We start from the raw sequence: 24,246 nt of genomic DNA on the forward strand, positions 1-24,246 counted from the left end.
ATAAGGCTTTGAGAAAGTTTATTTGTTTAACTACAATAGAGACTTCAAAAAAAATGGACTATGCTGGTGACAGGTTGGAAAAAATGGATATCACAGCTAGCCATTCATTTTAAAAGACCGCCTAAAGCCCGAATTAACTGCCTAAGCGGTTGGTTGGAGCCTCTCCACCTAAAGCCTTTTTAATTTATTAAGAGCAATTCCCATTAAAACAAAATAATTTATACTCTCTTAAGTTATAGAGTTCTGATTAATTCCCACATTTTTTTCTTGTTGCCATTTGCCTGTTTATATTTTTTGAAGAGCTTGCGATTATTTATAGCATTAGGACTCTTCTCCCATCCGATTTTTGGGTGCCATAAATGATAGACTTCTTGATTAATTCGTTTCAATTGTCCGCACAATGTATTTACTGCATAGCAAAAAGCGTCATCTTCGCCTCCCCAACCAACAAAGCGTTCATCAAAACCACCTACTTTGTTAAAGCTAGTACGGAATAGAATATTTATTCCACCAGATATCGCATTAGGGGCATATTTCTTTACTATATAATGAATTTTTTCATCTTCTATCTTAAGTGGCCAATCTGGATTTGTTTTTAATAATTTACTTGAAGTGTATTGTGATAAATATTGAATTTTCTGAAAAGGGATAATCCATGAATGTTGTTCTAGTAATTGAATTGAATAAGGGATAATGGAAGGGTTATAGATCATATCAGCATCAGCAATTACAAATATTTCCCTTGTAGCTTTTTTAGCGGCTAAATTTATTGCTTTGCTCTTGTTGAAAAGGTCATCGTTCGATACATGTATACATAATTCTGCTTTAGGCATGGTAACTTTATAAAATTCTTTAATCCACTTGAATATTATATCTCTTTGTCCATTATCAGGTTGATAGGGGATAAGAATTGATACATTTTCAAACAATTTATCTTCCCTCCTTAAGAAATTGGACGTCTTTTCATATATTAAAGAAATTATTTTTTTAAGGCTAAGTAATGAGCATACTCGAGAGGTCTAGTTAATGAAAAATCATCCTGTACACCCAGTATTGGATGCGGAAGAGAATTTACCTCATAAATCCATAAGTGTCCATCTTCGTCAAAGCCGAGATCAATTCCTAGATCAGCCATATGATGTCCAGATTTATCTAATGCATTACAAATTTTAAACCCGAGAGTTTTAATTGACATTTCCATATTGGCTATTTTTTCTTTTTTAAAGTTGAAGTTGGTTAATCTGGCTAAAGGGACAACTGCTAATGGGCCAGGGATTAAATGACTGTTGTTTGATGCAATACGAAACAACAATACAGACACTTCCCATCTACCATTACGGTTTTTATTCATATTCAGCCGAATATCCGTCGCCATTCCGTTCCATTTCATCGTTTGAATACCTTGCTGCATCATATAATTATTACGAAAGAAATTCCTAGAAAACCAATTCCAAAAATCTTTGTAAGACTTGAATTCTGCTTTTTGCATTGTTTTAATTTCCCTATAGAAAGCTATAATCTTTCCGGATTCTTGCAACTCTACTCGAATTAACCCAATGCTAGTTTTTCCATAAATAGGTTTTAGAACAATATTTTCATACTTGGTCAAAAAATTTTGTAAGTGCATTTCATTTAGTTTTTGTGTATGTGGAAGGTGTTGTTGCAGTATATTATGCTTTGCGAGTAATTTCGATTCTTGTAATTTATCTAATGTGAAAGAATTAAATACTTTACGCCCTATAATCTTTTCTATCTTGTTGACTACATTAAGAGCAACATGACTTTGAAGGTAGATGACATCTGGAAAAGGCAAAATGCCTTTTTTCCACTTTCCTTTTTTATTTTCCAAATAGTCACCTTTTACACTCAGATTCTTAAAATTTAAGTCTTTAAGAAAAAACTTTATAAATGTTGCCTTACCATGAAAAGTATCAATCCTTTTTTTTACGAGCTTTTGAAGAGCCGGTTGATCATTTGAAACACAGATTCCAATAATCGGACGATTGGAGTTTTTTTTATACATATGCTCCCTCTTTCGTTTTATATTTTTATATGATGGAATTTCTTCAGGAGAAGGCAAAAATCACTAAGTATCATCAAGAGATTGCTAGTACTTTATATCTGTTAAATAAGCGATGTCCAATCCAGTTAATATTTCCTTATCCGTAACGCTGAATGAGATTAATACATGTAAGCGAGGTGAAACGCTAAGATAAAGAGAGGGGAGGTTAAGAATGATCGACTTTTATACTTTTCCTTAAAAAGTGGTCTTATAGAGCTAATATATTTTAAAAAGAGCTGAAGACAAAAATGGTCTTCAGCCTGAACTGCTTTTAAATGTGAATTTTCAAACAGCAAAAGTCATTTTATTAACCTACTATTGCTGCTGTCAAACAAGCAGCTAACGTTGTAGTTGCCGCTGTAATCGCAGCTGTTAATGTTGTAATATCACCAGGACCTTGCGGGCTAGCTAAAAACGCAGCAATTGCTGCATTAACTGCTGCCAAGAACTCTTCAATACATACAGCAACTGGATCTGGACCGATTCCCATTATTACATACCTCCTCTTATTTCGGTTTTTAGGGGTAACAAACACAAATTGAAAAAACTTATTATGATAGAACAGTATTTCAATTTGATAAAGTATGATCCCCTTTAAATGAGAATATTTTATCTCGATAATAGCTTATGAATATGGAGTAAAAGTGCTTGGGTTAATTATTCACTGAATTAGTGGAATTTCATTTTAATAATATATTGTTTTAAATTAATGAGGTTGTTCAACAAGGGGCGATTTTTTCTTTTTTGAGCACGTACTTAAATTCATTTGAAATTATTCATTAGCGACAGCTTAAAAAGCTTTGAATTTGATGAATCAAATTAAACTCTTTAAAATCCATTAGTGAAATTTTAATTGAATACTGTCAAATGCACACAATTGTCCAATCAGATTATTTTTTGAAACATATTATGGTTAAGACAGTATAATCGACAGACTTCAGCTACGGATTACAAACTTTACTTAGGTTACTTTTAAAATATCCTATAAAAGTAAGGATGGAAATTTATTACACCTGTAAGAAAGTAGGGGAGACAATGAAGGTATCTATTATTACTTGCACAATTAGGTCGGAATATATAGATAATGTATTTGAAAATTATCATAATCAACGTTTAAAAGATAAAGAATTAATTATTGTATTAAACAAAGATGATATGGATATTGAGACTTGGAGAGAAAAAGCAAAAGCGTATGAAAATGTAAGTGTTTATCAAGTTTCTGAAGAATTAACTCTTGGAGAATGTTTAAATTACGGAATTGAAAAAAGCACATTTCCCTTCATTGCAAAATTTGATGATGATGATTTTTACTCTCCATTTTTTCTAAATGAAGTTGAAAGTGCTTTCCATAATTATGTTGCAGATATTGTAGGGAAAACATCTTTTTTTGCTTATATTGAAACAGAGAAAATGTTAGTAACCCTTCAAAAAGGTGAAAATTGTTATTCAAACTGGGTAGCAGGAGGAACTTTAGTATTTAAAAAAGAAATTTGGGAAAATGTGAAGTTTGGAAAGGAGAAATCAGGAACCGATGTGAAATTTTTAAGACAATGTCGACAAAAAGGATACAAAATTTTTTCAACGAGTAAATCAAATTATACACATATAAGGAGATCGAATCTTGATACTCATACTTGGAAAATAAGTAATATTGAGATTGTTTTGAAGGGAAAACAAGTAATTTATACAGACAACTATAAACCCCACGTTACCTCTAGTACATTTTTTAAAAGCTGAGGTAATTACTTTTCATTTTGCATGCTCTTTTTATCCTCTCCTATTAATCATTTTATCTCTTATTTTTGATACTCAATTTTTCTTATCTCTTCATCCATTTATTATCTATGATATAGTCTTTGGCACAATCGAGTTACTTTTAATTGAATAACATACTAACAGGGAGGAGGAAGGTATGGTGGTTAAACCAATTGACATTCTTACAATCATGTTAAGTTGGAATAGACCTAAATTATTAGAGAAGTCAATTCATTCTTATTTTCGTACAGTTTCTGTTTCTCACAACTTTTATGTTGTAGATAATGCATCAAATAGACAAACTGTATTACTCCTTAAAAGGTTAGCCAAAAAATATAAATTTAAAGTTTTTTATTTAAATAAAAACATGGGTGGGCGCGCTTTTAATATAGTACTTAATCACGTTGACATTAATAATTATCGATATTTTCATTTCTCTGAGAATGATCTCGAGTATCGACCTGGTTGGGATAAAAAGTTACTAAAAAAGATGGGTGTATTTCAAAATGTAGGTCAACTTTCCCTATATTCACTAGAACCGGAAATTGAAAAAGGTGAAATATGGGCGAGCAGACCAGGGGTAAAATTACAAAGAAAGAATCAAGTTGTGTTTATTAGTCCGAAAAATATAGGAACAACTTGTATCGTTCGAAAAGAGTTGATAAAACGCGGGCTTAGATGGAAAAACGTTGAAAAAGGAAAGTGGAGGTTTCCGGCAGATTCACTTTTCTCAATGGGTGTGAAAAAAATGGGATATAAAGTAGCTTGGAATGATCGCTATCTTGCTACGAATTGGGGCCACAACATCGAAGAATATCAAAAAGAAGTTGATTATTATATTAGTAATTATACAACGAAAAGAATACAACTAAATGGATTTATCAATCGCTTACTCGAACACGGTTATCAGTTAGTTCGAAGAGAGGATGGTACTTTTCATATCCAACGAACAAATAAAGAGCAATGAATTAGCAGGGGACTAGACAAAAAGGTGGTCTTGACCTCTGCTATCTCTATTAAAATAGAGTGATTTTATAGGTCGTTGTCAGTCTATATTTAATCAATAATATGAAAGGAAGTGAGTAGATGATATCGGTTATTACTTGTTCAATTAGAGATCAGTGCATGAAAAATGTTTTTCGTAATTTTCTATCTCAGAATATAAAAACTAAAGAATTAATCATAATTCTAAATAACAATTCAATGAAACAAACTAAATGGAAAGAATTATCAAATAAATATGAAAACATAAGAGTCTTTCAGTTGTCAGAAAAAAAAACACTTGGTGAATGCTTGAATGTTGGTATTCAAAAAGCAAAGTATCGTTTCATAGCAAAATTTGATGATGACGATTACTATGGACCTGGATACTTACAGGATGCTTTAGAAACTTTTAAATTAACAAACGCTGACGTTGTCGGAAAAGCTGCTTATTATGCTTATTTAAGAAGCAAAAAAGCATTAATATTGTTGCATGAGAATGCTGAAAACAGATTGACAGATTGGGTTGCAGGACCAACATGGGTTTGCAAAAAGGAAGTATTTAAAAAGGTTCATTTCTCACATGTCAATATAGGTGAAGATAATGACTTTTACAAAAAGTGTAAGAAAAAAGGTTTTATAATTCGTTCTAATACAAAAGAAAATTTTTGTTTAATAAGAAGGGTGGAAGTAAGCTCACACTCATGGAAAATTCAAGATGAGCAGTTGATGAAAAAAGGAAAAATTATATCGTATTGTAAAGATTTTAAACCATATGTCAATTCAAAAAAATAAAATAATTTATTGAGAAAGTATGGTGAAAACTTTGTCAAAAAAAAAATTCTTTATCTTGGCTGGTTAGGTTTTAACAACTTAGGTGATGAATTAATGTGGGAAATCTTTAGAGAAATATGCAAAAAAGAAGTGGATTTAACAAAGGTTGAAATTATTCCCTCAAATAAAAGAGTAGATAAAAATGTATTTAACGGATTTGATGCAGTTATTCTAGGTGGAGGATCCTTACTTGTTCCTAATTATATAGATCTCTTATATCACGCGATGAAGCAACATAAAAAAATCATTATATGGGGCTCAGGAGTAGATTGGATTGAGAAGCCTAAGCTTATCAAAATACAAAATAATAAAAGGGTCGCTAATCATTTTTTTTCACCAAGTGTCGAAGAAAAGTTAAGGGAAATTATTAAATATGCGAGCTATGTTGGAGTAAGAGGACCTTTAACTTATAAAGTACTTAGCCAAATGGGCGTTGACATGCAGAAGGTAGAACAAAGTGGAGATCCGGGACTGTTATTAAAAAATAATCAAAATAGGAGCGCACCTCTTATTAATGGTTGGAATTCAAATGAAAATATCATCGGTGTAAACTGGGGAACGGCTCTTAACCGTATTTACGGACGTAATGAGCAAGCAGTTGAAAAACAATTAATTAAAGCAATTAACCAGTTAATAAACCAAGGATATAAAATCTATATTTATAATGTTTGGGAAGAAGATGTAGCAGTTAATAAGCGGTTGTATCAAAAGCTACAACATTCTAATAATGTTAAATGGTCACCGAATCTATATCACCAAGATGAATTGTTAAAATTAATAAAAAGATTTGTATTTACAATTAATTTAAAGCTCCATGCTAATGTTATTTCAGCTTGTGCAGGCATTCCGTTTATTGCTTTGGGTTATCGTTTTAAAGTGTTTGATTTTGCAAAATCTATTGGGTTATCAAAAATGGTTATTTCAACAGACTCGAATATGATTGATAAGGAAATTTTAAAATTAGCAAGGGAGATTCAAAGAAATAAACCTCAAATGATCAAACGTTTTGAAACATCCTCTTTTAAATCTCGAGAAAAGCTAACTGCTGCCATAAAAAAATACGTAAAGTAAAGGAGGATATTATGGGCAATCAGAAGGTGATTTTTGTAATTGGGACTGGAAGATCAGGAACGCACTGGGTTGGGCATATTTTACAATCACATCCTAATATACATGTTTCAATTGAAAAGCCAGAAATCTTTAATCGGGTAACAAATATGGCGCTAAATAATACAACAAAAAAGGAGTTATTCCCCCAACTAGTTGAATTGTATAGGAAAGAACAAAAAATAGCATATCCAAAACATTATGCTGATAAAAGTCATCCAAACATTTGGCTTGCTGAAGAACTGGCTGCAACATTCCCAAATGCTAAATTTATCGGAATATATCGTAATCCATATGCAACTGTTGCAAGTATGCTCAAACATCAAGGAGTTCAAATGTGGTATAAAAAGTGGAGCGATTACCCAATTCCTAATCGTTTCTTGGGGATAACGAATGAAAATGTTAATGATTTTAAACAGATGTCCTTACCAGTTAAATGTGCATTAAGGTGGCAATCACATAAACTACAATTAAACTATTTAGAAACAACTTTAAAAGAAAGACTGCATATTATTTCGTATGAAAAACTTATTAGACAACATAAAGCAGAGGCAAAAAAATTACAAACATTTTTAAAGTTAATAAAACCCTTCCCGTCGATTCAGATAAAAAAAGAATCATTAAATAGATGGAAATCTGAGCTTTCAAAGAGCATGTGTAAAGAGATTGAAAGCGTTCTTGAGTTTGGACCTGATAATCAGATTAAGTAAGACTTTGATTATCTAGTAGACAATTTTGGGACTTTAAAAGGTGATGCCACCTTTACAAGTCACTTAAACCTGTTAACTATCATAAAGATATAATAAAACCGTTTCTCAAAGTATAGAGATCGGTTTATTTTTGTTCTGAAAATAAAACCCGTGAGCAAATCTTTATCGAAGAACAAGTGCCATTAATATGAAAAGCGTTTTCAAGTTGGAACAAATGAAATTTATTTGCATATAAAAAAGATAGGTTAAAGAAAAAATTGGTCGGTTAGCTTGTAAAATAGAAAGGTGTTGAAAGATCTTGAAAGGAGTTATTTTAGCGGGCGGAACAGGAAGTAGATTAGCACCGATTACAAAAATTATTAATAAACATTTGCTTCCGGTTGGGTCATATCCGATGATTTACTGGCCTATTTTAAAATTAAAGGAAGCAGGTATTAAACAAATATTAATCGTCACGAATAAAGAAAGTTTATCTTTATTTATTCAACTTTTAGGTGATGGTAAAGAACTGGGTGTCCGGCTTCAATATAAGGTACAACAAAGTGCTAGTGGCATTGCAGGCGGAATCTCCTTAGCTGAAAATTTTGTTGAAGAAGAGAAATTCATCGTACTTTTAGGTGACAATATTTTTGAAACTTCATTAACCCCATTTATTCAATCATACAATCAACAAAAAGAGGGTGCGAAGGTTCTGTTAAAAGAAGTAAGTGACCCACATCGATATGGAGTAGCAGAAATCAATAACGAAAAGCAAATCATCACCTCCATTCAAGAAAAACCTAATAATCCATTATCTAACTATTGTGTAGTAGGAATCTATATGTATGATAAATATGTATTTCAATATATTGAGGAAATTGCACCTTCACAACGTGGTGAATTAGAAGTAACTGATCTTAATAATTTGTATATAAAACAACAACAGTTATCATATGATGTTCTTAGTGGATGGTGGATTGACGCAGGTACCCACGAATCATTGTATAAAGCAAATACCCTTATTTATCAAGGAGAGAAAGGGGAATAATGAATGAGCCAAGAACTCCTTATTACCGGTGGAGCGGGCTTTATCGCTTCTAATTTTATTCGGCATCTTTTAAAAAATACGACTAATCGGATTACTAATATTGACGCCTTAACATATGCAGGAAATCAAGAAAACATGAATGGTTTTGCTGAAAGTGAAAACTATCGGTTTTTTCATGGTGATATTTCACAAACAGAAACATTAGATAGTGTGTTTGATCGGACATATGATGTAATTATTAATTTTGCGGCTGAATCACATGTGGATCGAAGTATTGAAAATGCAAAAAGATTTATAGAAACTAATATTAATGGTACACATGCATTGCTTGGAAAGGTTCTTGAAGGAAAAGCAGGAAAGATGATTCAAGTCTCTACGGATGAAGTTTATGGATCTCTGAACGAATTAGATGCTGCTTTTACTGAACAACATTGTCTTTCCCCAAACAATCCGTACTCAGCAAGTAAAGCTGGAGCCGATTTGCTTGTTCGTTCCTTTTTTGAAACCTATAAACTCCCATTAATTATTACACGGTGTTCAAATAATTACGGCCCATACCAACATCCAGAAAAATTTGTTCCCAAAATCATTTATAACGCTTTAAATAATAAGAAAATTCCACTGTATGGGGATGGATTAAATATTCGTGACTGGTTGTATGTTGAGGATCATTGTAGGGCTATTTATATGATCATGAATAATGGAAAATCTGGAGAGATTTATAATATTGGTGGTAACTATGAAAAAACAAATATTGAACTTATTCGTACGATTTTAAATTATTTAGGAAAAGGTGACGATTTAATTTCGTATGTTTCAGATCGCAAGGGGCATGATCGTCGTTATGCAATCGATTCGACTAAGGTGAAAAAACAACTTGGATGGGAACCGAACGTTTCATTTGATGTAGGGATTAAACAGACGATTGACTGGTATATCAATAATGAAAAATGGATTAGCAATGCCCTCAGTAGGAGTGAGCTCTCATGAAAGTCTTAATTACCGGTGGAGACGGTCAGCTTGGAAGGACATTATTTGAAACAATGAAAACATCTTATGAAGTGTTACGATTACCGAAAGAAAAGCTTGATATTACAACTGAGCAAAATGTAGAAGAGGTGATTAAAAGATTTTGTCCTAAATATGTCTTCCATACAGCAGCGTATACAGCTGTGGATCAATGTGAAATCGATCAAGCTAAAGCATTTCAAGTTAATTCATTGGGAGCTTTAAATATTGCGAAAGCATGTAAAAAGATAGGTTCAAAAATGATTTATATTAGCTCTGACTATGTGTTTGACGGCATGAAAATGACTCCTTATGGAGAAACAGACAATCCAAATCCTAAAAGCATTTATGGTCTCAGCAAGTGGCTTGGGGAAGAACTGGTGTTAAAAACGTTGGTAGAGAGTTATGTTGTGAGAACTTCATGGCTATATGGTCATGGGGGTAAAAATTTTGTTAATACGATGGTGAAGTTTGCGGCATCTAAGAAAGAAGTGAAAGTTGTATCTGATCAGGTAGGTTCACCAACATATGTAAATGACTTAGTAGATGTTCTTGTAAAGCTGATTCAAAAACCATATGGAATTTATCATGTTAGCAATGATGGACAATGTAGTTGGTATCAGTTTGCCAAAACTATTTATGAATATGTTGGAACAGATTCAAATCTAGTGCAACCAATTACAACAGAGGAATACAGTGCACCCGCTAAAAGGCCAGCTTTTTCTTTATTGAATCTAACTAAGTTAGATTCAAACGATATATCCAAACCACGTTATTGGAACGACGCATTAAGAGAGTATTTAATTAAGGAGGGATTAGATGATTGAAGGAGTAAAAGTGAAGCGAATCACGAAGCACTGTGATGATCGTGGCTTTTTTGCAGAACTTGTACGTGATGATGAACAGTTATTAGAAAGATTCGGGCAAGCATCGATGTCGATGAGCTATCCGGGCGTCATTAAAGCTTTTCATTATCATGAAAATCAAGATGATCTATGGTTTTTTCCTTCTGGTAATGCACAAGTAGTACTCTATGATTTAAGAGAGGATTCAAAAACAAAAGGAGAGACGGATGTATATTATATGGGTGAAGAAAATCAAATTCTTTTATTAATCCCAAAAGGTGTCGCGCACGGTTATCGAGTTCTCGGTGAAAAGCCTTGTACCATTATTTATTTTACAACGCAGTCATATAAAGCTGCTAATCCAGATGAGAAAAGGTTAGCATGGGATGATCCAGAGATAGGATTTGATTGGAAGACGAAAAATAAGTAAAGGTGTAAATAGCATTCTTACTCGAAAAGAAGGTGTTTACATGAACCCAAAAGTCTCAGTCATTCTAACTAGTTATAATAAACCACAAACTGTTTGGAAAGCTATTGAGAGCGTTTTGAAGCAAACGTTGCAAGAATGGGAATTATTTATTATGGATGATGCTTCTAATGAGGATACAACAACAATCATAAAAAAATATAGTATTGATAACCGTGTTCATTACTACAATAGTCATATTGACGATCAAGATCGTTATAAGAAAACGAGGTATGCTGTATTAATTAATCAAGCAATTCCATTAACAACAGGCAAATACCTATCTTATCTAACAGATGATACAGAATATTTGCCGACTCGACTAAAAGAAATGGTTAATTATTTGGATAGGAATTCTAATATAGGTATTGTCTATTCAGGCCAAATGATTCGGTATGTAGATAGTGAATTGAAATTAATATCAGAGAAAATAAGAAAACCAGATGGTATTTTAAAAAGAGCTGCAAATCGTGTGGACCATTGTTCTGTGATGCATACAAGAAATATTGCAGACCAAGTTTTTCAAAAGTATAGAAGCTATTGGGATGACAACCCAAAGTACTGGCATAATGGCGATGCAGCTTTTTGGTCTCGATTAAATATGTTTCAATCTTTTTATCCGATTAATAAAGTATTAGACATTAGTTATAAAACTCCCTATTCTTTTCAAAAGTTAAATGCTTATTTACCCCGAAAAATACCAGATGGAATATTAGTAAAAGGTATAAGTTCAGAGACTTATTTAATTGATCAACAGAAACGAAGGCAAATTAAAGATGAAATGTTCGGTCGGTTAAAATATGATCGTAAAAAAATTGTTACTTTACCGGATCCAGTTCTTTTTAAGTATTCTTGTGGTGACCCTATTAATGATAAGATTTTTGAAAATCAGACTATTCCTAATCAACTGCTCGTAAAAGAAGAAAATAGTTCAGATATTTTCTTTATTCAGGATAATAAAAAGCGATTACTACTAAATCAACGAACGATAAAAAAGTTTCAGTTTAAGTTAAAAGATATTGTACAATTAAATAAAAACGTTATAGAACAAATACCTAATGGTCCACCGATCGATCATAACCTTTCACCGCATGCAAGATTGCCAGATGGCGTATTGTTTAAAGAGGGGTCTACCTATTTTTTAAGCGATAATAATACTCTCCATTCCATTAGCAGTGTAGTACTAAAAAAATTACAATTTCCATTAAACGAATTTGTTCAACTTACTAGAGGGGAACGACTCTTCTTTAAGCAAGGAGAACCACTTAATTTTGTATTATTTCAATAGTAAAAAAACGAAGTGGAAGGTAAAATCCACTTCGTTTTTTGGGCTGCATATTTTTAATTTTTTTCAAGAAAAACATGGAATCCTTCCTTAGAAACTGAATCTAAATTGTTGATCTGTTCAATTAAAAGCTGTTTTGCATAGTGATATAATTCGAGGTCAAACTCATTATTTTCTTTTATTAAGTGGAGGATATTAACTGGCAGTTGATCAATTGGTGGTCTGTTCTTTGTTACGTTCTGTTTTGTGTAAGTAATGTTATTCCAACTAAACCTTTTCTGCAATAAAAAAAGTGATTCATTAAACATTTCTGTAATACCAACAAAAGAAAAATATTTTTCAATATTTTCTTTTGCCTGTTCTAAATCAAGTAATGTTATTGGACTTTCAACCTGTCCTGATATAAAACGAGTTTGCTGATTGATATTTTCGGGTTGCAACTGATATTCTTCTAGACTCATACGGCTTACTTTTTGATACTGAGTATGCTTAGGACGGCTGCGAATAAAATAATATTGGGAAATGATTCGATCAGTTGGTTCACGAAGCATAGTGATATAAGTACAAGGGTTTGTGAAATATTGATGAACTCCGAATGGGAAATGACCTTGGATACAGGTAACATGTTTCTTAGATAAAGCTATAAGTTTTTTCTTTCTTTGCTGGAGATCTTCATAAATATCAAAGTTAACACTTGGAGGGATGTTTTTTTTGATAATATGTTTTAATGTAGTCCCAGCTGTTTTAGGCATATGAAGGTGAATCAAAATTTCATTTTCACTCATACTTTATCTCACTCTCCCTTTAATAAAACCATATCTGTTCTAGTGTATGTTACTCATTTTGGGGATGACTTTATCAAAAATGTCGATATAAACGAAACCTCTGTTCAAATTGAAATAAATTATTTATCTCTTTGCTCTATTTCTATTTTGAGCGCTGTATAGGCTCAGTCTTTTTTTTGCGTCTAAATTGAGAGAACTAAGTTTTTTTTCTAATAATTTTTTTCCGAATGCGTAAAGCTGTAAATCAAATTCATTATTTTTAGATATTTGTTGAATAACCTTAGGTGGAATTTCTTTTTTTGTTAGTCTATTTTTTGTTACATTAGCTTTTTTGTAGAATATGTTTTGCCAGCCCAATATTTCTTTCATTAAAAAAATCGATTCATCAAACATTTCTGTAATACCAACGACAGAAAAGTGTTCAATGAGAATTTTTTTTGCTGTTTGAAGATCTTTATTAGATAGTTCTTTTCTAAATTTCTCTCCTAAAATAAATTGCGTTTGTAAGTTACATTTAGTCGGAGAGTTTTGATATTCTTCTAAACTCATTTCTTTTACCTTTTTGTGCAAATTATGCCATGGAATGCTTCGAATAAAGTAATATTCTGAAATGATTCGATCAATAGGGTCGCGTAACATTGTAATATAAGTAGCTTTCCTATTAAAATATTCATGAATTCCAAAGGGGAAATGACCTTGAATACAATGTACCTGTTTATTTGTTAGTTTTTCCAAGGTGATGGGTAACTGTGGTCGATCGACATAAACATCATGTATTTTATTTGTATTATAATTTTTATTTATTATTTTTTTTAATGTTGTTCCACCAGTTTTAGGCATATGAAGGTGGATCAACATTTGTTTATTTGGATTAGGTAAATGATTTATTTTATCCATGTGTATCATCTCCAAGCTATTCATATAGTTAATGATTTTCGGCTCATGTAGGATGAGCCAATGGGTTCATATAAAGCTTGTTGTTATTAGTTATTTAATCCCTTCATTAAAACTTCTACAACCTCTGGTCGGCTAAACTGCGCTGGTGGTTTAATTCCTTTCCTTAACATTTCACGAACTTTTGTCCCGGATAAATGGATATGATCTTCTTTTGAATGAGGACACGTTTTACTTGTTGCCATACTTTCACACGCTTTGCAATAAAAGCTATGTTCATAACAAAGAATTATGATTCCTAATTCATCTAAGCTGAACTTTGAAAAGATCTTTTGTGCATCATATGTGCCATAATAATCTCCGACACCAGCATGGTCTCTTCCAACAATAAAATGTGTGCAGCCGTAATTTTTTCTCACCATTGCATGAAATATTGCTTCTTTTGGACCAGCGTATCTCATTGCAGCTGGAAAAACAGATAAGAAGACTCTGTCTTCTGCATAATATTTTTCTAGTAAAATTTCGTAGCTTTTCATTCTAACACTAGCAGGTATATCATCTGATTTTGTTTCGCCGACAAGAGGATTTAAGAATAATCCATCGACAATTTCAAGCGCACATTTCTGGATATATTCATGTGCACGGTGTACAGGGTTTCTTGTTTGAAAGCCAACTACTGTCTTCCAATTCCGTTGGGCAAATTCGTTTCTGGTTTCTTTAGGAGATTTGAAAAAATGAGAATTTGTTTTTGAGGGGATTTTGATTAAAGTTATAGCTCCAGCTACATATAGATTTGGACGGTCAAATAATTTTTTTACACCAGGATGCTTTTTGTCAGTTGTTTGAAAAACTTGTTTGGCTTCAAATAATTTATCAGGTACGAATATTTCTTCAAGTTCTAAAATTCCGTAAACGGTTTTTTTATAAATTAGCTTTACTTTTTCTCCAATTTTTAATTTTCCTGCAACTTCATTGGTCACTGACAGGGTGATTGGTATACTCCAAATTAATCCATTCACAAGCTTCATATGTTTTAACACAGATTCATAATTAGCTTTGTTCATAAAACCTGACAAGGGACTATATGCACCATTTGCAATTAATTCTAAATCGGAGAGGGCCATTAAGTCCATTTCGATTTCATTGGTTAGAGATGACATGTTGTAGTTCGTATCTATTCGATTGATTAACTTTCCTCCATGGGGGGTACTTAATGTCAAAACAATCACTCCTTTTTTCTTGCGTTCTTTAAATCTAATTTTTTGAAAATATATGGTAGAATCTTTTGTACAGATTCCTTCACTGATAAGTTTGTAGTATTAATTTGAATATCAGGGTTTTTAGGCTCTTCATAAGGTTGACTTATCCCTGTAAACTGAGAGATTTCCCCAAGTCTTGCTTTTTTATAAAGTCCTTTAGGATCACGTTTTTCACATTCCTGTAGTGAGCAATTAATATAAACCTCAAAAAACTCATCTTTTTCAAATAGGGATCTTGCTTTTTTACGATCTTCCTCATATGGAGAGATCAGTGCAGCGAGTACAACAATTCCTGCATCAACAAACAGTTTTCCAACTTCCGCGGTTCGCCGAATATTTTCTTTTCGGTCTTCATCAGAAAAAGTAAGATTTCGATTAATTCCGTAACGAAGATTATCCCCATCTAATAAATAACAATGAATACCTTTATTAAACAATTCATTTTGAAGTGCATTAGCAATTGTAGATTTCCCTGACCCAGAAAGACCTGTAAACCAAATCATTATGCTCTTATGTCCATTTAATTTTTGTCTGTTCTTCTTTTTTATATTGGATTGGTGCCATGTAATATGAGATGAATTAAGGTTTTCATTTTTCATAAGGATCACTATCCTTCCTAATAAGGTCTTTAATAAATATCCCTGAAAAATGCTTATCGCAAAAAATTACTTATATTACTTCTATGTAAATCTTATTTATCTGTACATAATATCCGCCTTGTTTTGGCAGTTTTTTTGGAAAAAAAGACAGAGCAAGAAAAATGCTCTGTTTAACTTAGCTCGTGCTAATAATTAAAAGTTTAGGCTTTGCATTGTTGTAAAATTATATGGGTGACGACATTCTCTTAAATTCTCACGACATTCTCTTCTTTCTGCACGTACTTCTGAAAGCTCTGCTCTACATTCTCTTAGTCTAGCTCTTCTTCGCCTTAGTTCTTCGCGACATTCACGGAATTCGTTATTCATCATCTTCCTCCTTTTCGTAAAGTGTTTGACTAATTAATCGTCTTGACGACATTCGCTTAAAGCTTCACGACATTCTCTTAGATCTTCACGAACTTCTTCTCGTTTAGTACGACATTCTTGTATTTTTACGGGAACCTCACGCACTTTTTGACGACATTCATGTAAACGATTGTGAGCCATGGTTATTGATCCCTCCTTTTCTACAAAGATAAAGGAATAATAGATCCTTTTACCTTTTCTATATTCAAACTTGTTGCAAAAGGAATGGACTACTGTATTATTTTTGGGAAAATTAAACAATTTCTATTGGGGTTATTTATATGAAAACTTAAATGGTTTTCGGTATATTAGTCTTTTGCTTCAATCGAATGTAACATATTCATAAAATTTTCCCGGTAAATAGACGGGTTGAAGTTTGCGTGTATATGCTTTAATGCATTGGTACTCAATTCTTTTCGTAGATTATTGTCATTCAATAAGTTTTTTGCTTCGGTAACTGCCGTTGGTAGGTCGTTTTGCGGCATGATTTTTCCTGTTTGATTGTGAAGGACAAAACTTTTTATTCCATCTGAATCTGTGCATAATACTGGACAATGACAACACATGGCCTCAAGAACTGCATAACCAAAACCTTCTTTCTTAGAAGTCGAACAGAGAAAACCACCCGAGTCGCCGATTAATGAATAATGATTTGCCATTTCTTCATAAGGAATATTAAAATGTGATTTTAATTTATCATTTAAATTCAAATTATCCATCCATCTTTTAAACCTGTTTCTTTCCTCAGACGTTGTAGTTCGCGGGTCTTCAAACATCCACAATTCAATTGAAGAATCTCTTTTAATAAGTTCTGCTCCAAGCTGTAAGAAAAGCCTCCAATTTTTATTTTGATCAATTCTACCTACCCAACCAATTATTTTTTTTTCGGGTTTAGGAAGTTTACGATAAGTAAAAGCAGAAATATTGATGCAATTATGAAAGTGAAACTTTTTTAAAGTAGGGAAATAATGATTAATCAAATTTTGCAAATGGGGAGTCTTAGGTGATAAGATCGCGTCAACTTCCGTAGTAATATGTTCTTTGGCATTTTCTAAAAGTTTTTTTATGTCGGTTCCAAAACCTTGAACATCATAAATAATCTTTCCTTTATAGCCTAATCTGCGTAAACGGGAAACAAATAAATAATCTAAACTGACAACAATAACATCGTATTGTTCCCTCGAAAGAATCTCCTGAATTTCCTCATCTTTATTTGTAACAAATGTTTTTTCTGTTCTCGTATTTTTGAGTCCAGGTCCCTTCATTAAATATATAAAATGACAATCGAGTTCTTGATGTTGTAATGCATGGAATCGTTGATGATTTAAAGTAACGATACCACCGCTTGCTAGATAAAAAGTAAATAATACCTTCATTGTACTTTCACCTTGCCTTTCTTAAAGCTATCAATAATTGGATTTTTATATTCTATGTTTTTAACCTAATTTTGTTAGGTCTTTATAAATATAGGTAAATGTTTCCAATATTAATAGAACGGCCTATAGCAACTAAAGGTTCTTTGCATACTGTAAAACTAAAGCTACTTTTATTTAGATATAGAAATAACAACTAGTATAGAGGAGGGGTTTTCATGAAAGTGATGACCATTCTAGGAACTCGACCTGAGATCATTCGTTTAAGTCTTGTTATAAATAAATTGGATAAATATGCCAACAAACATATTTTAGTGCATACTGGTCAAAATTTCACCTCTTCTTTAAGTGAAGTTTTTTTTAAACAGTTAAAAGTTCGGACACCAGATTATGTATTACTAAATAAACAACAATCACTAGGTGAACAATTATCTACAATGTATAAAAGGTTAGAGGAAATCTTTTTGACCGAAAAGCCTGATAAAGTATTAATTTTAGGTGATACAAACAGTGGGTTAAGTGCAGTGTTAGCAGAAAGAATGGGGATTCCAGTTGTTCATATGGAAGCTGGGAACAGATGCTTTGATTTGGAAGTACCAGAAGAAAAAAATCGTCGTGTAATCGATGCTATCTCAAGTTTCAATTTACCCTATACGCCACAAAGCAAAGAAAATCTAATAAAAGAAGGAATTCCTTCAAATCGAATATTTATTTCGGGTAACCCGATTTATGAAGTATTGGAACATTATAAAAATGAAATTCATATAAGCGACATTATTAGTGAATTAAAATTGAATGAACGGGACTATTTTTTATTAACTGCACATAGGGCAGAGAATGTGGACCATGAAAATCGTCTAATGGAAATTATAAAGGGAATTAATCTTGTTGCTGAATCTTTCCAAAAAAGAGTAATATGCAGTATTCATCCACGGACGAAATCACGGATAGAGGCTAGTTCATCGATTCATATTCACCCATTGGTCGAGTTCTATGAACCTTTTGGATTCTTTGATTTTATCAAACTAGAGCAAAATGCTTTTTGTGTATTAACAGATAGTGGGACAGTCCAAGAAGAATGCTGTTTGTTTCACATTCCTACTGTAACAATCCGAAAAACAACTGAACGACCTGAGACAATTGAATGTGGAAGTAACATGCTATCAGGAATTGATGCAAATCAAATGTTAAATGCTGTACAAGTTATGGTCAATCAACCAAAAACGTGGTCTTTTCCAGAAGGATATGATCATAAAAACGTTTCAGATAAAGTATTAAAAATTATATTGGGAGGTATGCAAGTTGTTTAAGAATAAAACGGTATTAGTTACCGGAGGCACCGGTTCATGGGGGTATGAATTAGTTAGGCAACTTTTAAAAAATGATCCTAAAGAAATTCGTATTTTTTCTAGAAATGAGTCTAATCAATTTTTAATGAAGCAGGAATTTGACAATAATGCAAAATTAAAGTTTATTATTGGCGACATTAAGGAGAAAGATTCATTAATAGAAGCCTGTAATGACGTAGACTATATCTATCATTTAGCAGCATTAAAGCATGTACCTGTTTGTGAAGATCAACCAATTGAAGCTTTAAAAACAAATGTTATTGGAACCCAAAATGTTATCGATGCTGCTATTAAGTTTAATGTCGAAAAAGTTGTCTACATTTCTACAGATAAAGCTTCTAATCCTTCAAACTTTTACGGTTTAACAAAGGCAATGGGAGAAAAACTTATTATTCATGCTAATACATTAAAGACGGATACAAGGTTTGTATGTATACGTGGAGGCAATGTACTCGGAACGAATGGAAGTGTCATTCATGTGTTTAAAAAGCAAATTAAGGATAAAGGAAAAATTGGTATTACCGATCTGAACATGACAAGGTTTTTTCTAACGATAGAAGATGCGATAAAACTTGTATTTAAAGCTACTTTAGAAAGTAGAGGTGGAGAAACATTTGTTATGAAAATGCCCGCTTGTAAGATTGTTGATATAGCACGAGTCTTAGCTGAAGCTGCCAATGTAAAAGATATTGAGATTGAAACACTTGGGGTACGCCCAGGAGAAAAAGTTCATGAATTACTTCTTTCATCATATGAAAGTGAAAATACAATCTCCTATGACGATCAGTATTTTGTTATCTTACCGACCATTCATATTGAAGGGTTACTAGAACATTATTCAACATATAAACCTGCTAATCTAGTTAATTACAATTCTAGTCAAGACCTAATGAGTCAATCAGAGATTAGAGATATGATGCAGAAAGGAGGCTTTATATAAATGAAATTACTCATCCTTGGTGGAAAAGGGATGGCAGGTCACATGATAACGGAATATTTTCGAAAAAAAAATGAATTTGAAGTTTTTTATACTTCTAGAGATAAAAAAGATCAAAATGGAATTTTTTTAGATGTAACAAACGGGACAAAAGTGGAAGAACTTATTGAAAGTATTAAACCCGATATTACGATTAATTGTACAGGTATTTTGAACGAAGATGCCACAAATAATCCTACACTAGCATTCTTAGTAAATAGTATACTGCCTCATCAATTAGCAACACTAACTGAGCGTCATCAAAGAAAATTAATTCAAATTAGTACTGATTGTGTATTTTCTGGAAAAAAAGGAGACTACACAGAAAACGATATACCTGATGGTTCTTCAATTTATGCACAATCTAAACAACAGGGAGAAATAATTAGTGATCAACATTTAACGATACGGACATCTATCATTGGTCCTGAACTTAAAGAAAGTGGAATCGGTTTGTTTTTATGGTTTATGAAGCAAAAGGGTGAAATAAAAGGATATAAAAAAGCGCTGTGGAATGGTGTCACAACACTTGAACTTGCAAAAGTTATTGAAATGATGATAAAAGATAATGTAACGGGACTATATCATTTAGGATTAGAAACTAAAATATCAAAGTATTCTTTATTGAAATTAATACAAGATGTTTTTAATAAAAACGATGTAGAAATAACCCCAGATACAAGTGTTGTCATTGATCGAACAATAAGGAATACACGAACTGATTTTCAATATACGCTTCCAAGTTATAAGGAGATGATATTAGAATTAAAAGATTGGATGCGGGACCAATGAGTGAGACTGGTAAAATCTTAATAACTGGCGCAAGTGGCTTTACAGGTCAACATGCATGTGAACATTTTAGTAATACTGGATATGATGTAATAGCAGTAACTAGAAAAAGACCAATTTTCTGCAAACAAAATATAAAAATAGAATATTGTGACATTACAGATGAACATGCTGTACTAAATCTTGTGAAAAATACCAAACCCCAGTTTCTTCTTCATTTAGCTGGCCAAAACCACGTAGGTGATTCATGGGTTAATCCTGTTTCTTCGATCGATGCAAATGTAATGTCGACTCTTTATTTACTCGAAGCAATTCGAAAAGAAAGTCCATTATGTAAAGTGGTTGTTATCGGTTCTGCCTTACAGTTTGTTTTGAAAGATCTCTCTACTCTAAATCATCCTTACAGTCTAAGTAAAACGCTTCAAGTGTTAATTTCTCAGTCTTGGGCTAGTTTATATAATTTGAATATTGTCATTGCAAAACCATCTAATTTAATTGGACCTGGACTTTCAAATGGTGTATGTTCCATCTTTGCGAGAAAGATAGTTGATATGGAGAAAACTAAATCTAAAAATGTTCTTAGAGTAAACAATTTATATGCAAAGCGTGACTTTATAGATGTAAGAGATGCCGTAAATGCCTATGAAACTCTGTTATTAAAGGGAATTTCAGGAGAAGTTTATGATATAGCTTCGGGGACCAATCGAAGCTTAGAAGAAGTTATACATGTAATGAAATCTTTAACGAAAGTAGATTTTCAAGTGAAATCGCAAACAAATAATCAAATTGAAGAGACGAATGAAAATCTCTTAAACAAAATATCCTCTCTTAATTGGAAACCGACCATCCCATTTAAATCTTCCATAAATGATATCCTGACGTATTATCGTGAAAACGACTAGGGGGAAGAGAAATGGATAAAGTATCTATTATTATTCCATTCTATAATTGCCAATATGTAAATGAGGCCATTGAAAGTGCGCTTAACCAAAATTATTCAAATATAGAAATTATTGTAGTTGATGATGGTTCAACAAAATATGTTAATAAAGTAAAAAAATATGTAAATCGAATCAAATATATAAAAAAGCCTAATGGAGGAACAGCATCAGCATTAAATACAGGGATAAAAAATGCTAGTGGGGATTACATTATGTGGCTTAGTTCTGATGACGTATTTCAACCTTCGAAAATTTCAAAACAATTATTCTTCATGAAAGAAAAAAACGCTTCAATCTGTTACTCACCTTATATATTAGTAAACGAAAGGACAGTTCCAGTAAGTGGAAAGGTTGATGGTCAATTTTATTTTAGAGATCATAAAGAATTTTATCGGAATCTCCAAAAAAACTGTTTTGTCAATGGCTCCACGATCGTGATACGAAAGGATGTTTTTTCAAAAGTTGGTTTATTTAATGAAAAGATTCGTTACGCTCATGACTATGATTACTGGTTACGTGCAGCACAGCTATATCAGTTTTATTATTTAGATGAGCCGCTTGTGCTGTATCGTATCCATGAAAAAATGACAACGAAAAAAAAAAGAGTACCGCTTATTAAGGAATTTGCTCAAGTTAAAAGAAAACATCGAAATACTGCTTTGAAAAGGAGGGAGCCATTCCTGTAGTAAAAGTCTCAAAAAGCGCCTCCTAAAGGGGGAGACTCTCACGTTGTCGAGGAATTTAAATATTACCATCCATATTATAACGCCAAGCTGAAGGAAAAAATAAAAAATACTGGGAGTGAATACATGTGAGGGATGTAGGTATTGTAATGCCGGTATACAAGCAAGATCCCATCTATTTAGAACTAGCATTACGTTCTATACTAGAACAAAGTTTTAAAGACTATTATTTTGTAATTGTCTCGGACGATGCTCCTAGTGAAACGGTAAAAGTGATTAGAGATATTACAAGCGGGGATCAACGAGTACAGCTTATTATTAAAGAAAAAAATGAAGGAGTAGCTAAAGCATTAAATACCGGATTTGAATTTTTAATGGAGGTTAAAGAAGTCAAATATTTAACATGGGTTTCAAGTGATAATATTTATTACCCAACTTTTATTGAAAAACTCAGAAATGCACTAGAAACCTCTCCAGATAATATCGGTCTTTCTTACAGCAGCTTCCAACATATAGATGCTAATGGGGAATTTTTAAGGGAACCACAAATAGAGTTGTTCATTAAATATCAAGATCAACCAAAGGATAAATTACTTGATTTTTGTTTTATTGGAGTTTCATTTATGTATAAAAAGCAATGTGCAACAATGATTGATGGATATAAATTTGAACCAGTTGAAGATTATGAGTACTGGCTTCGGCTGACTGAAATTTGTGATATCAAGTATATACCTGAAGTTTTGATGGAATATAGGACAAATTCTCCATTAAGTATCTCGGCTCAAATAAAAAACTCCAAGGAACATCATAGAAGGTGGAGATATGTATATAATCTTGCAAGACACCAAGCTAGAAATCGAAGAAATATTCCGTTTATGTTAACTATTATTTATCCTGTTCAATATCGTATGGGTAGAACAATTAAAAAATTAGAAGAACTGTTAGAACAGACATTTAGTAATTATAAATTATTGATTATAGATCAAAGTATTAATCAAACAGCAACTCAGATTCTGAAACATATTGAGGATCCAAGGATACAATTTATTAGTTTACCGGGTGGAACAGAAGAAGAAGCTATCCAAAAAGGAATCCAATATGCTAATACTCCACTTACACTCATTTATGGAGAAGGGGATTTTCCTTCTTCAGTTTCGGATTTAGAATATCGGGTAATTAAATTTAATCAAATTAATGAAAATATTGAAAAAAAAGGAAGCTTGAGCCGCATTAAGAGTGTGAAGGATTTAGTGGTAGCTACTTTATACCAAACTGAGAAACTAATGAAACTAAGAGGAGTACAAAATGATTAATCTATATAGAATTCCCAAGATATTTATTAATTCTGTACCAAAAAGTGGTACCAATTTATTATTACAAATTATTGAAGGGATCCCCAATCTAAAGAGAGTGCAAGAAAAAGATCTCTTTCACATCAAACAGGGGGCATTTGTAACAGCTCATCTACCATTCGATAAGGATACTTTATATAAACTAAAACAACAAGAAATTAAACAATTGTTTATTTATCGTGATTTACGTGATGTAACTGTTTCTTTAAGACATTTTATTAATAATAAATTTCATGATCACCCTCTTCACCGAGTTTTTAAAACTCGGTTGGTTTCAAAAGATGAACAATTAAACGCTTTAATCTGCGGAATAGATCTAGTGGATGAAGAAAAAAACAATAAATGGGGATTACTACATTATCCAGGAGTTTATCAAGAACTTCGTTCGATCTATGAGTGGGCAAAGGTAACATCGATATGCAGTCTGAAATTTGAAGATTTGATAGATGAAAAATCTGTCGATAAAGTAGTGCTTAGTATCATAGATTACTTATTCGAAGATTCAAATGAAACGCAATTAGATAAGTTTCATCTATTAAAATTAATGAAGGAAAATAATGATCCTAAGAAATCTTGGACATTTCGCAGTGGGAAAATTGGAAGCTGGAAAGATGAATTTACCATGGAGCACAAAGAAACCTTCAAGAAAATTACAGGCGATTTCTTAATTGATTTTGAATATGAAAAAGATAATAACTGGTAGGGCCTTGTAACCGCATAGAATGTGAATGTTTTACAAGTCTACGGGAAAATAATGATTT

General features: G+C 32.3%; 27 protein-coding genes. 17 read left to right on the top strand and 10 right to left on the bottom strand.

Annotation, left to right across the window (positions count from 1 at the left end; all coding sequences use genetic code 11):
- Positions 1 to 233 precede the first annotated feature (233 nt).
- From SAZ04_RS10525 to SAZ04_RS10535, 3 genes are all read right to left on the bottom strand, one after another.
- Entirely contained in the window at positions 234 to 929 is a 696-nt protein-coding gene (locus tag SAZ04_RS10525) for a galactosyltransferase-related protein (RefSeq protein WP_332694826.1), read from the bottom strand.
- A gap of 50 nt (positions 930 to 979) precedes the next feature.
- Positions 980 to 2,023: a YheC/YheD family protein gene (locus tag SAZ04_RS10530; protein ID WP_332694828.1), complete on the bottom strand. Its 1,044-nt coding sequence runs from the start codon at positions 2,021 to 2,023 to the stop codon at positions 980 to 982.
- A gap of 346 nt (positions 2,024 to 2,369) precedes the next feature.
- On the bottom strand, positions 2,370 to 2,552 hold the full coding sequence (locus SAZ04_RS10535) for a hypothetical protein (protein WP_332694830.1): 183 nt from the start codon (positions 2,550 to 2,552) through the stop codon (positions 2,370 to 2,372).
- Between the two features lie 545 nt (positions 2,553 to 3,097).
- Here SAZ04_RS10535 and SAZ04_RS10540 point away from each other — a divergent pair.
- The 10 genes from SAZ04_RS10540 to SAZ04_RS10585 all read left to right on the top strand — a co-directional run bounded on the left by SAZ04_RS10540 (position 3,098) and on the right by SAZ04_RS10585 (position 12,083).
- Positions 3,098 to 3,799 (top strand): glycosyltransferase family 2 protein, encoded by a 702-nt coding sequence (locus SAZ04_RS10540; RefSeq protein WP_332694832.1) that lies wholly within the window; start codon positions 3,098 to 3,100, stop codon positions 3,797 to 3,799.
- 175 nt (positions 3,800 to 3,974) lie between these two features.
- On the top strand, positions 3,975 to 4,784 hold the full coding sequence (locus SAZ04_RS10545) for a glycosyltransferase family 2 protein (RefSeq protein WP_332694834.1): 810 nt from the start codon (positions 3,975 to 3,977) through the stop codon (positions 4,782 to 4,784).
- 119 nt (positions 4,785 to 4,903) lie between these two features.
- Positions 4,904 to 5,593, top strand: coding sequence for a glycosyltransferase family 2 protein (locus tag SAZ04_RS10550; RefSeq protein WP_332694836.1), 690 nt, complete (start codon positions 4,904 to 4,906; stop codon positions 5,591 to 5,593).
- Between the two features lie 9 nt (positions 5,594 to 5,602).
- A complete protein-coding gene (locus SAZ04_RS10555; protein WP_332694838.1) occupies positions 5,603 to 6,703 on the top strand; it encodes a polysaccharide pyruvyl transferase family protein in 1,101 nt (366 codons plus the stop codon).
- 11 nt (positions 6,704 to 6,714) lie between these two features.
- Positions 6,715 to 7,449 carry a sulfotransferase family protein gene (locus SAZ04_RS10560; protein ID WP_332694840.1) on the top strand — a complete coding sequence of 245 codons (735 nt, stop codon included), beginning with the start codon at positions 6,715 to 6,717 and terminating at the stop codon, positions 7,447 to 7,449.
- A gap of 298 nt (positions 7,450 to 7,747) precedes the next feature.
- Entirely contained in the window at positions 7,748 to 8,476 is a 729-nt protein-coding gene (locus SAZ04_RS10565) for a sugar phosphate nucleotidyltransferase (protein WP_332694842.1), read from the top strand.
- A 3-nt stretch (positions 8,477 to 8,479) separates the two neighbouring features.
- The gene (gene rfbB / locus SAZ04_RS10570; RefSeq protein WP_332694844.1) at positions 8,480 to 9,466 is read left to right on the top strand and encodes a dTDP-glucose 4,6-dehydratase; all 987 of its coding nucleotides are present in this window, start codon (positions 8,480 to 8,482) and stop codon (positions 9,464 to 9,466) included.
- Entirely contained in the window at positions 9,463 to 10,311 is an 849-nt protein-coding gene (gene rfbD / locus SAZ04_RS10575; RefSeq protein ID WP_332694846.1) for a dTDP-4-dehydrorhamnose reductase, read from the top strand. Before rfbB ends, rfbD begins: the two co-directional genes overlap by 4 nt.
- A complete protein-coding gene (locus tag SAZ04_RS10580; protein ID WP_332694848.1) occupies positions 10,304 to 10,759 on the top strand; it encodes a dTDP-4-dehydrorhamnose 3,5-epimerase family protein in 456 nt (151 codons plus the stop codon). The genes rfbD and SAZ04_RS10580 overlap by 8 nt, the downstream gene beginning before the upstream one ends.
- Before the next feature lie 40 nt (positions 10,760 to 10,799).
- Complete coding sequence (locus SAZ04_RS10585) at positions 10,800 to 12,083, top strand: glycosyltransferase family 2 protein (protein WP_332694850.1); 1,284 nt, start codon at positions 10,800 to 10,802, stop codon at positions 12,081 to 12,083.
- A gap of 53 nt (positions 12,084 to 12,136) precedes the next feature.
- Here the strand turns inward: SAZ04_RS10585 and SAZ04_RS10590 are convergent, their stop codons facing one another.
- The 7 genes from SAZ04_RS10590 to SAZ04_RS10620 all read right to left on the bottom strand — a co-directional run bounded on the left by SAZ04_RS10590 (position 12,137) and on the right by SAZ04_RS10620 (position 17,398).
- Positions 12,137 to 12,865 (bottom strand): sulfotransferase family 2 domain-containing protein, encoded by a 729-nt coding sequence (locus SAZ04_RS10590; protein ID WP_332694852.1) that lies wholly within the window; start codon positions 12,863 to 12,865, stop codon positions 12,137 to 12,139.
- 123 nt (positions 12,866 to 12,988) lie between these two features.
- Positions 12,989 to 13,762 (bottom strand): sulfotransferase family 2 domain-containing protein, encoded by a 774-nt coding sequence (locus SAZ04_RS10595; protein ID WP_332694854.1) that lies wholly within the window; start codon positions 13,760 to 13,762, stop codon positions 12,989 to 12,991.
- Positions 13,763 to 13,848: 86 nt separating this feature from the next.
- Entirely contained in the window at positions 13,849 to 14,979 is a 1,131-nt protein-coding gene (gene sat / locus SAZ04_RS10600; protein ID WP_332694856.1) for a sulfate adenylyltransferase, read from the bottom strand.
- Positions 14,980 to 14,984: 5 nt separating this feature from the next.
- Positions 14,985 to 15,617, bottom strand: coding sequence for an adenylyl-sulfate kinase (gene cysC, locus SAZ04_RS10605; RefSeq protein WP_332694858.1), 633 nt, complete (start codon positions 15,615 to 15,617; stop codon positions 14,985 to 14,987).
- A gap of 192 nt (positions 15,618 to 15,809) precedes the next feature.
- Positions 15,810 to 15,986, bottom strand: coding sequence for a hypothetical protein (locus tag SAZ04_RS10610; RefSeq protein WP_332694860.1), 177 nt, complete (start codon positions 15,984 to 15,986; stop codon positions 15,810 to 15,812).
- A 30-nt stretch (positions 15,987 to 16,016) separates the two neighbouring features.
- Positions 16,017 to 16,163 (bottom strand): hypothetical protein, encoded by a 147-nt coding sequence (locus tag SAZ04_RS10615; protein WP_332694862.1) that lies wholly within the window; start codon positions 16,161 to 16,163, stop codon positions 16,017 to 16,019.
- 167 nt (positions 16,164 to 16,330) lie between these two features.
- Complete coding sequence (locus tag SAZ04_RS10620; protein ID WP_332694864.1) at positions 16,331 to 17,398, bottom strand: glycosyltransferase family 4 protein; 1,068 nt, start codon at positions 17,396 to 17,398, stop codon at positions 16,331 to 16,333.
- Positions 17,399 to 17,613: 215 nt separating this feature from the next.
- On the opposite strand from SAZ04_RS10620, the gene wecB reads away from it, so the two are divergent.
- The 7 genes from wecB (at position 17,614) to SAZ04_RS10655 (ending at position 24,188) form a co-directional block, all read left to right on the top strand.
- The gene (gene wecB, locus SAZ04_RS10625) at positions 17,614 to 18,705 is read left to right on the top strand and encodes a non-hydrolyzing UDP-N-acetylglucosamine 2-epimerase (RefSeq protein ID WP_332694866.1); all 1,092 of its coding nucleotides are present in this window, start codon (positions 17,614 to 17,616) and stop codon (positions 18,703 to 18,705) included.
- Entirely contained in the window at positions 18,698 to 19,684 is a 987-nt protein-coding gene (locus SAZ04_RS10630) for a polysaccharide biosynthesis protein (protein ID WP_332694868.1), read from the top strand. The genes wecB and SAZ04_RS10630 overlap by 8 nt, the downstream gene beginning before the upstream one ends.
- On the top strand, positions 19,685 to 20,512 hold the full coding sequence (locus SAZ04_RS10635) for a dTDP-4-dehydrorhamnose reductase family protein (protein ID WP_332694870.1): 828 nt from the start codon (positions 19,685 to 19,687) through the stop codon (positions 20,510 to 20,512). It begins immediately after the preceding gene.
- On the top strand, positions 20,509 to 21,411 hold the full coding sequence (locus SAZ04_RS10640; RefSeq protein WP_332694872.1) for an NAD-dependent epimerase/dehydratase family protein: 903 nt from the start codon (positions 20,509 to 20,511) through the stop codon (positions 21,409 to 21,411). Before SAZ04_RS10635 ends, SAZ04_RS10640 begins: the two co-directional genes overlap by 4 nt.
- A gap of 11 nt (positions 21,412 to 21,422) precedes the next feature.
- Entirely contained in the window at positions 21,423 to 22,136 is a 714-nt protein-coding gene (locus SAZ04_RS10645; protein ID WP_332694874.1) for a glycosyltransferase, read from the top strand.
- 125 nt (positions 22,137 to 22,261) lie between these two features.
- Positions 22,262 to 23,446, top strand: coding sequence for a glycosyltransferase (locus SAZ04_RS10650; protein ID WP_332694876.1), 1,185 nt, complete (start codon positions 22,262 to 22,264; stop codon positions 23,444 to 23,446).
- A complete protein-coding gene (locus SAZ04_RS10655) occupies positions 23,439 to 24,188 on the top strand; it encodes a sulfotransferase domain-containing protein (RefSeq protein ID WP_332694878.1) in 750 nt (249 codons plus the stop codon). The genes SAZ04_RS10650 and SAZ04_RS10655 overlap by 8 nt, the downstream gene beginning before the upstream one ends.
- Positions 24,189 to 24,246 lie beyond the last annotated feature (58 nt).

This window comes from Halalkalibacter lacteus (assembly GCF_036663595.1).
Lineage (GTDB): Bacteria > Bacillota > Bacilli > Bacillales > Bacillaceae_D > Halalkalibacter > Halalkalibacter lacteus.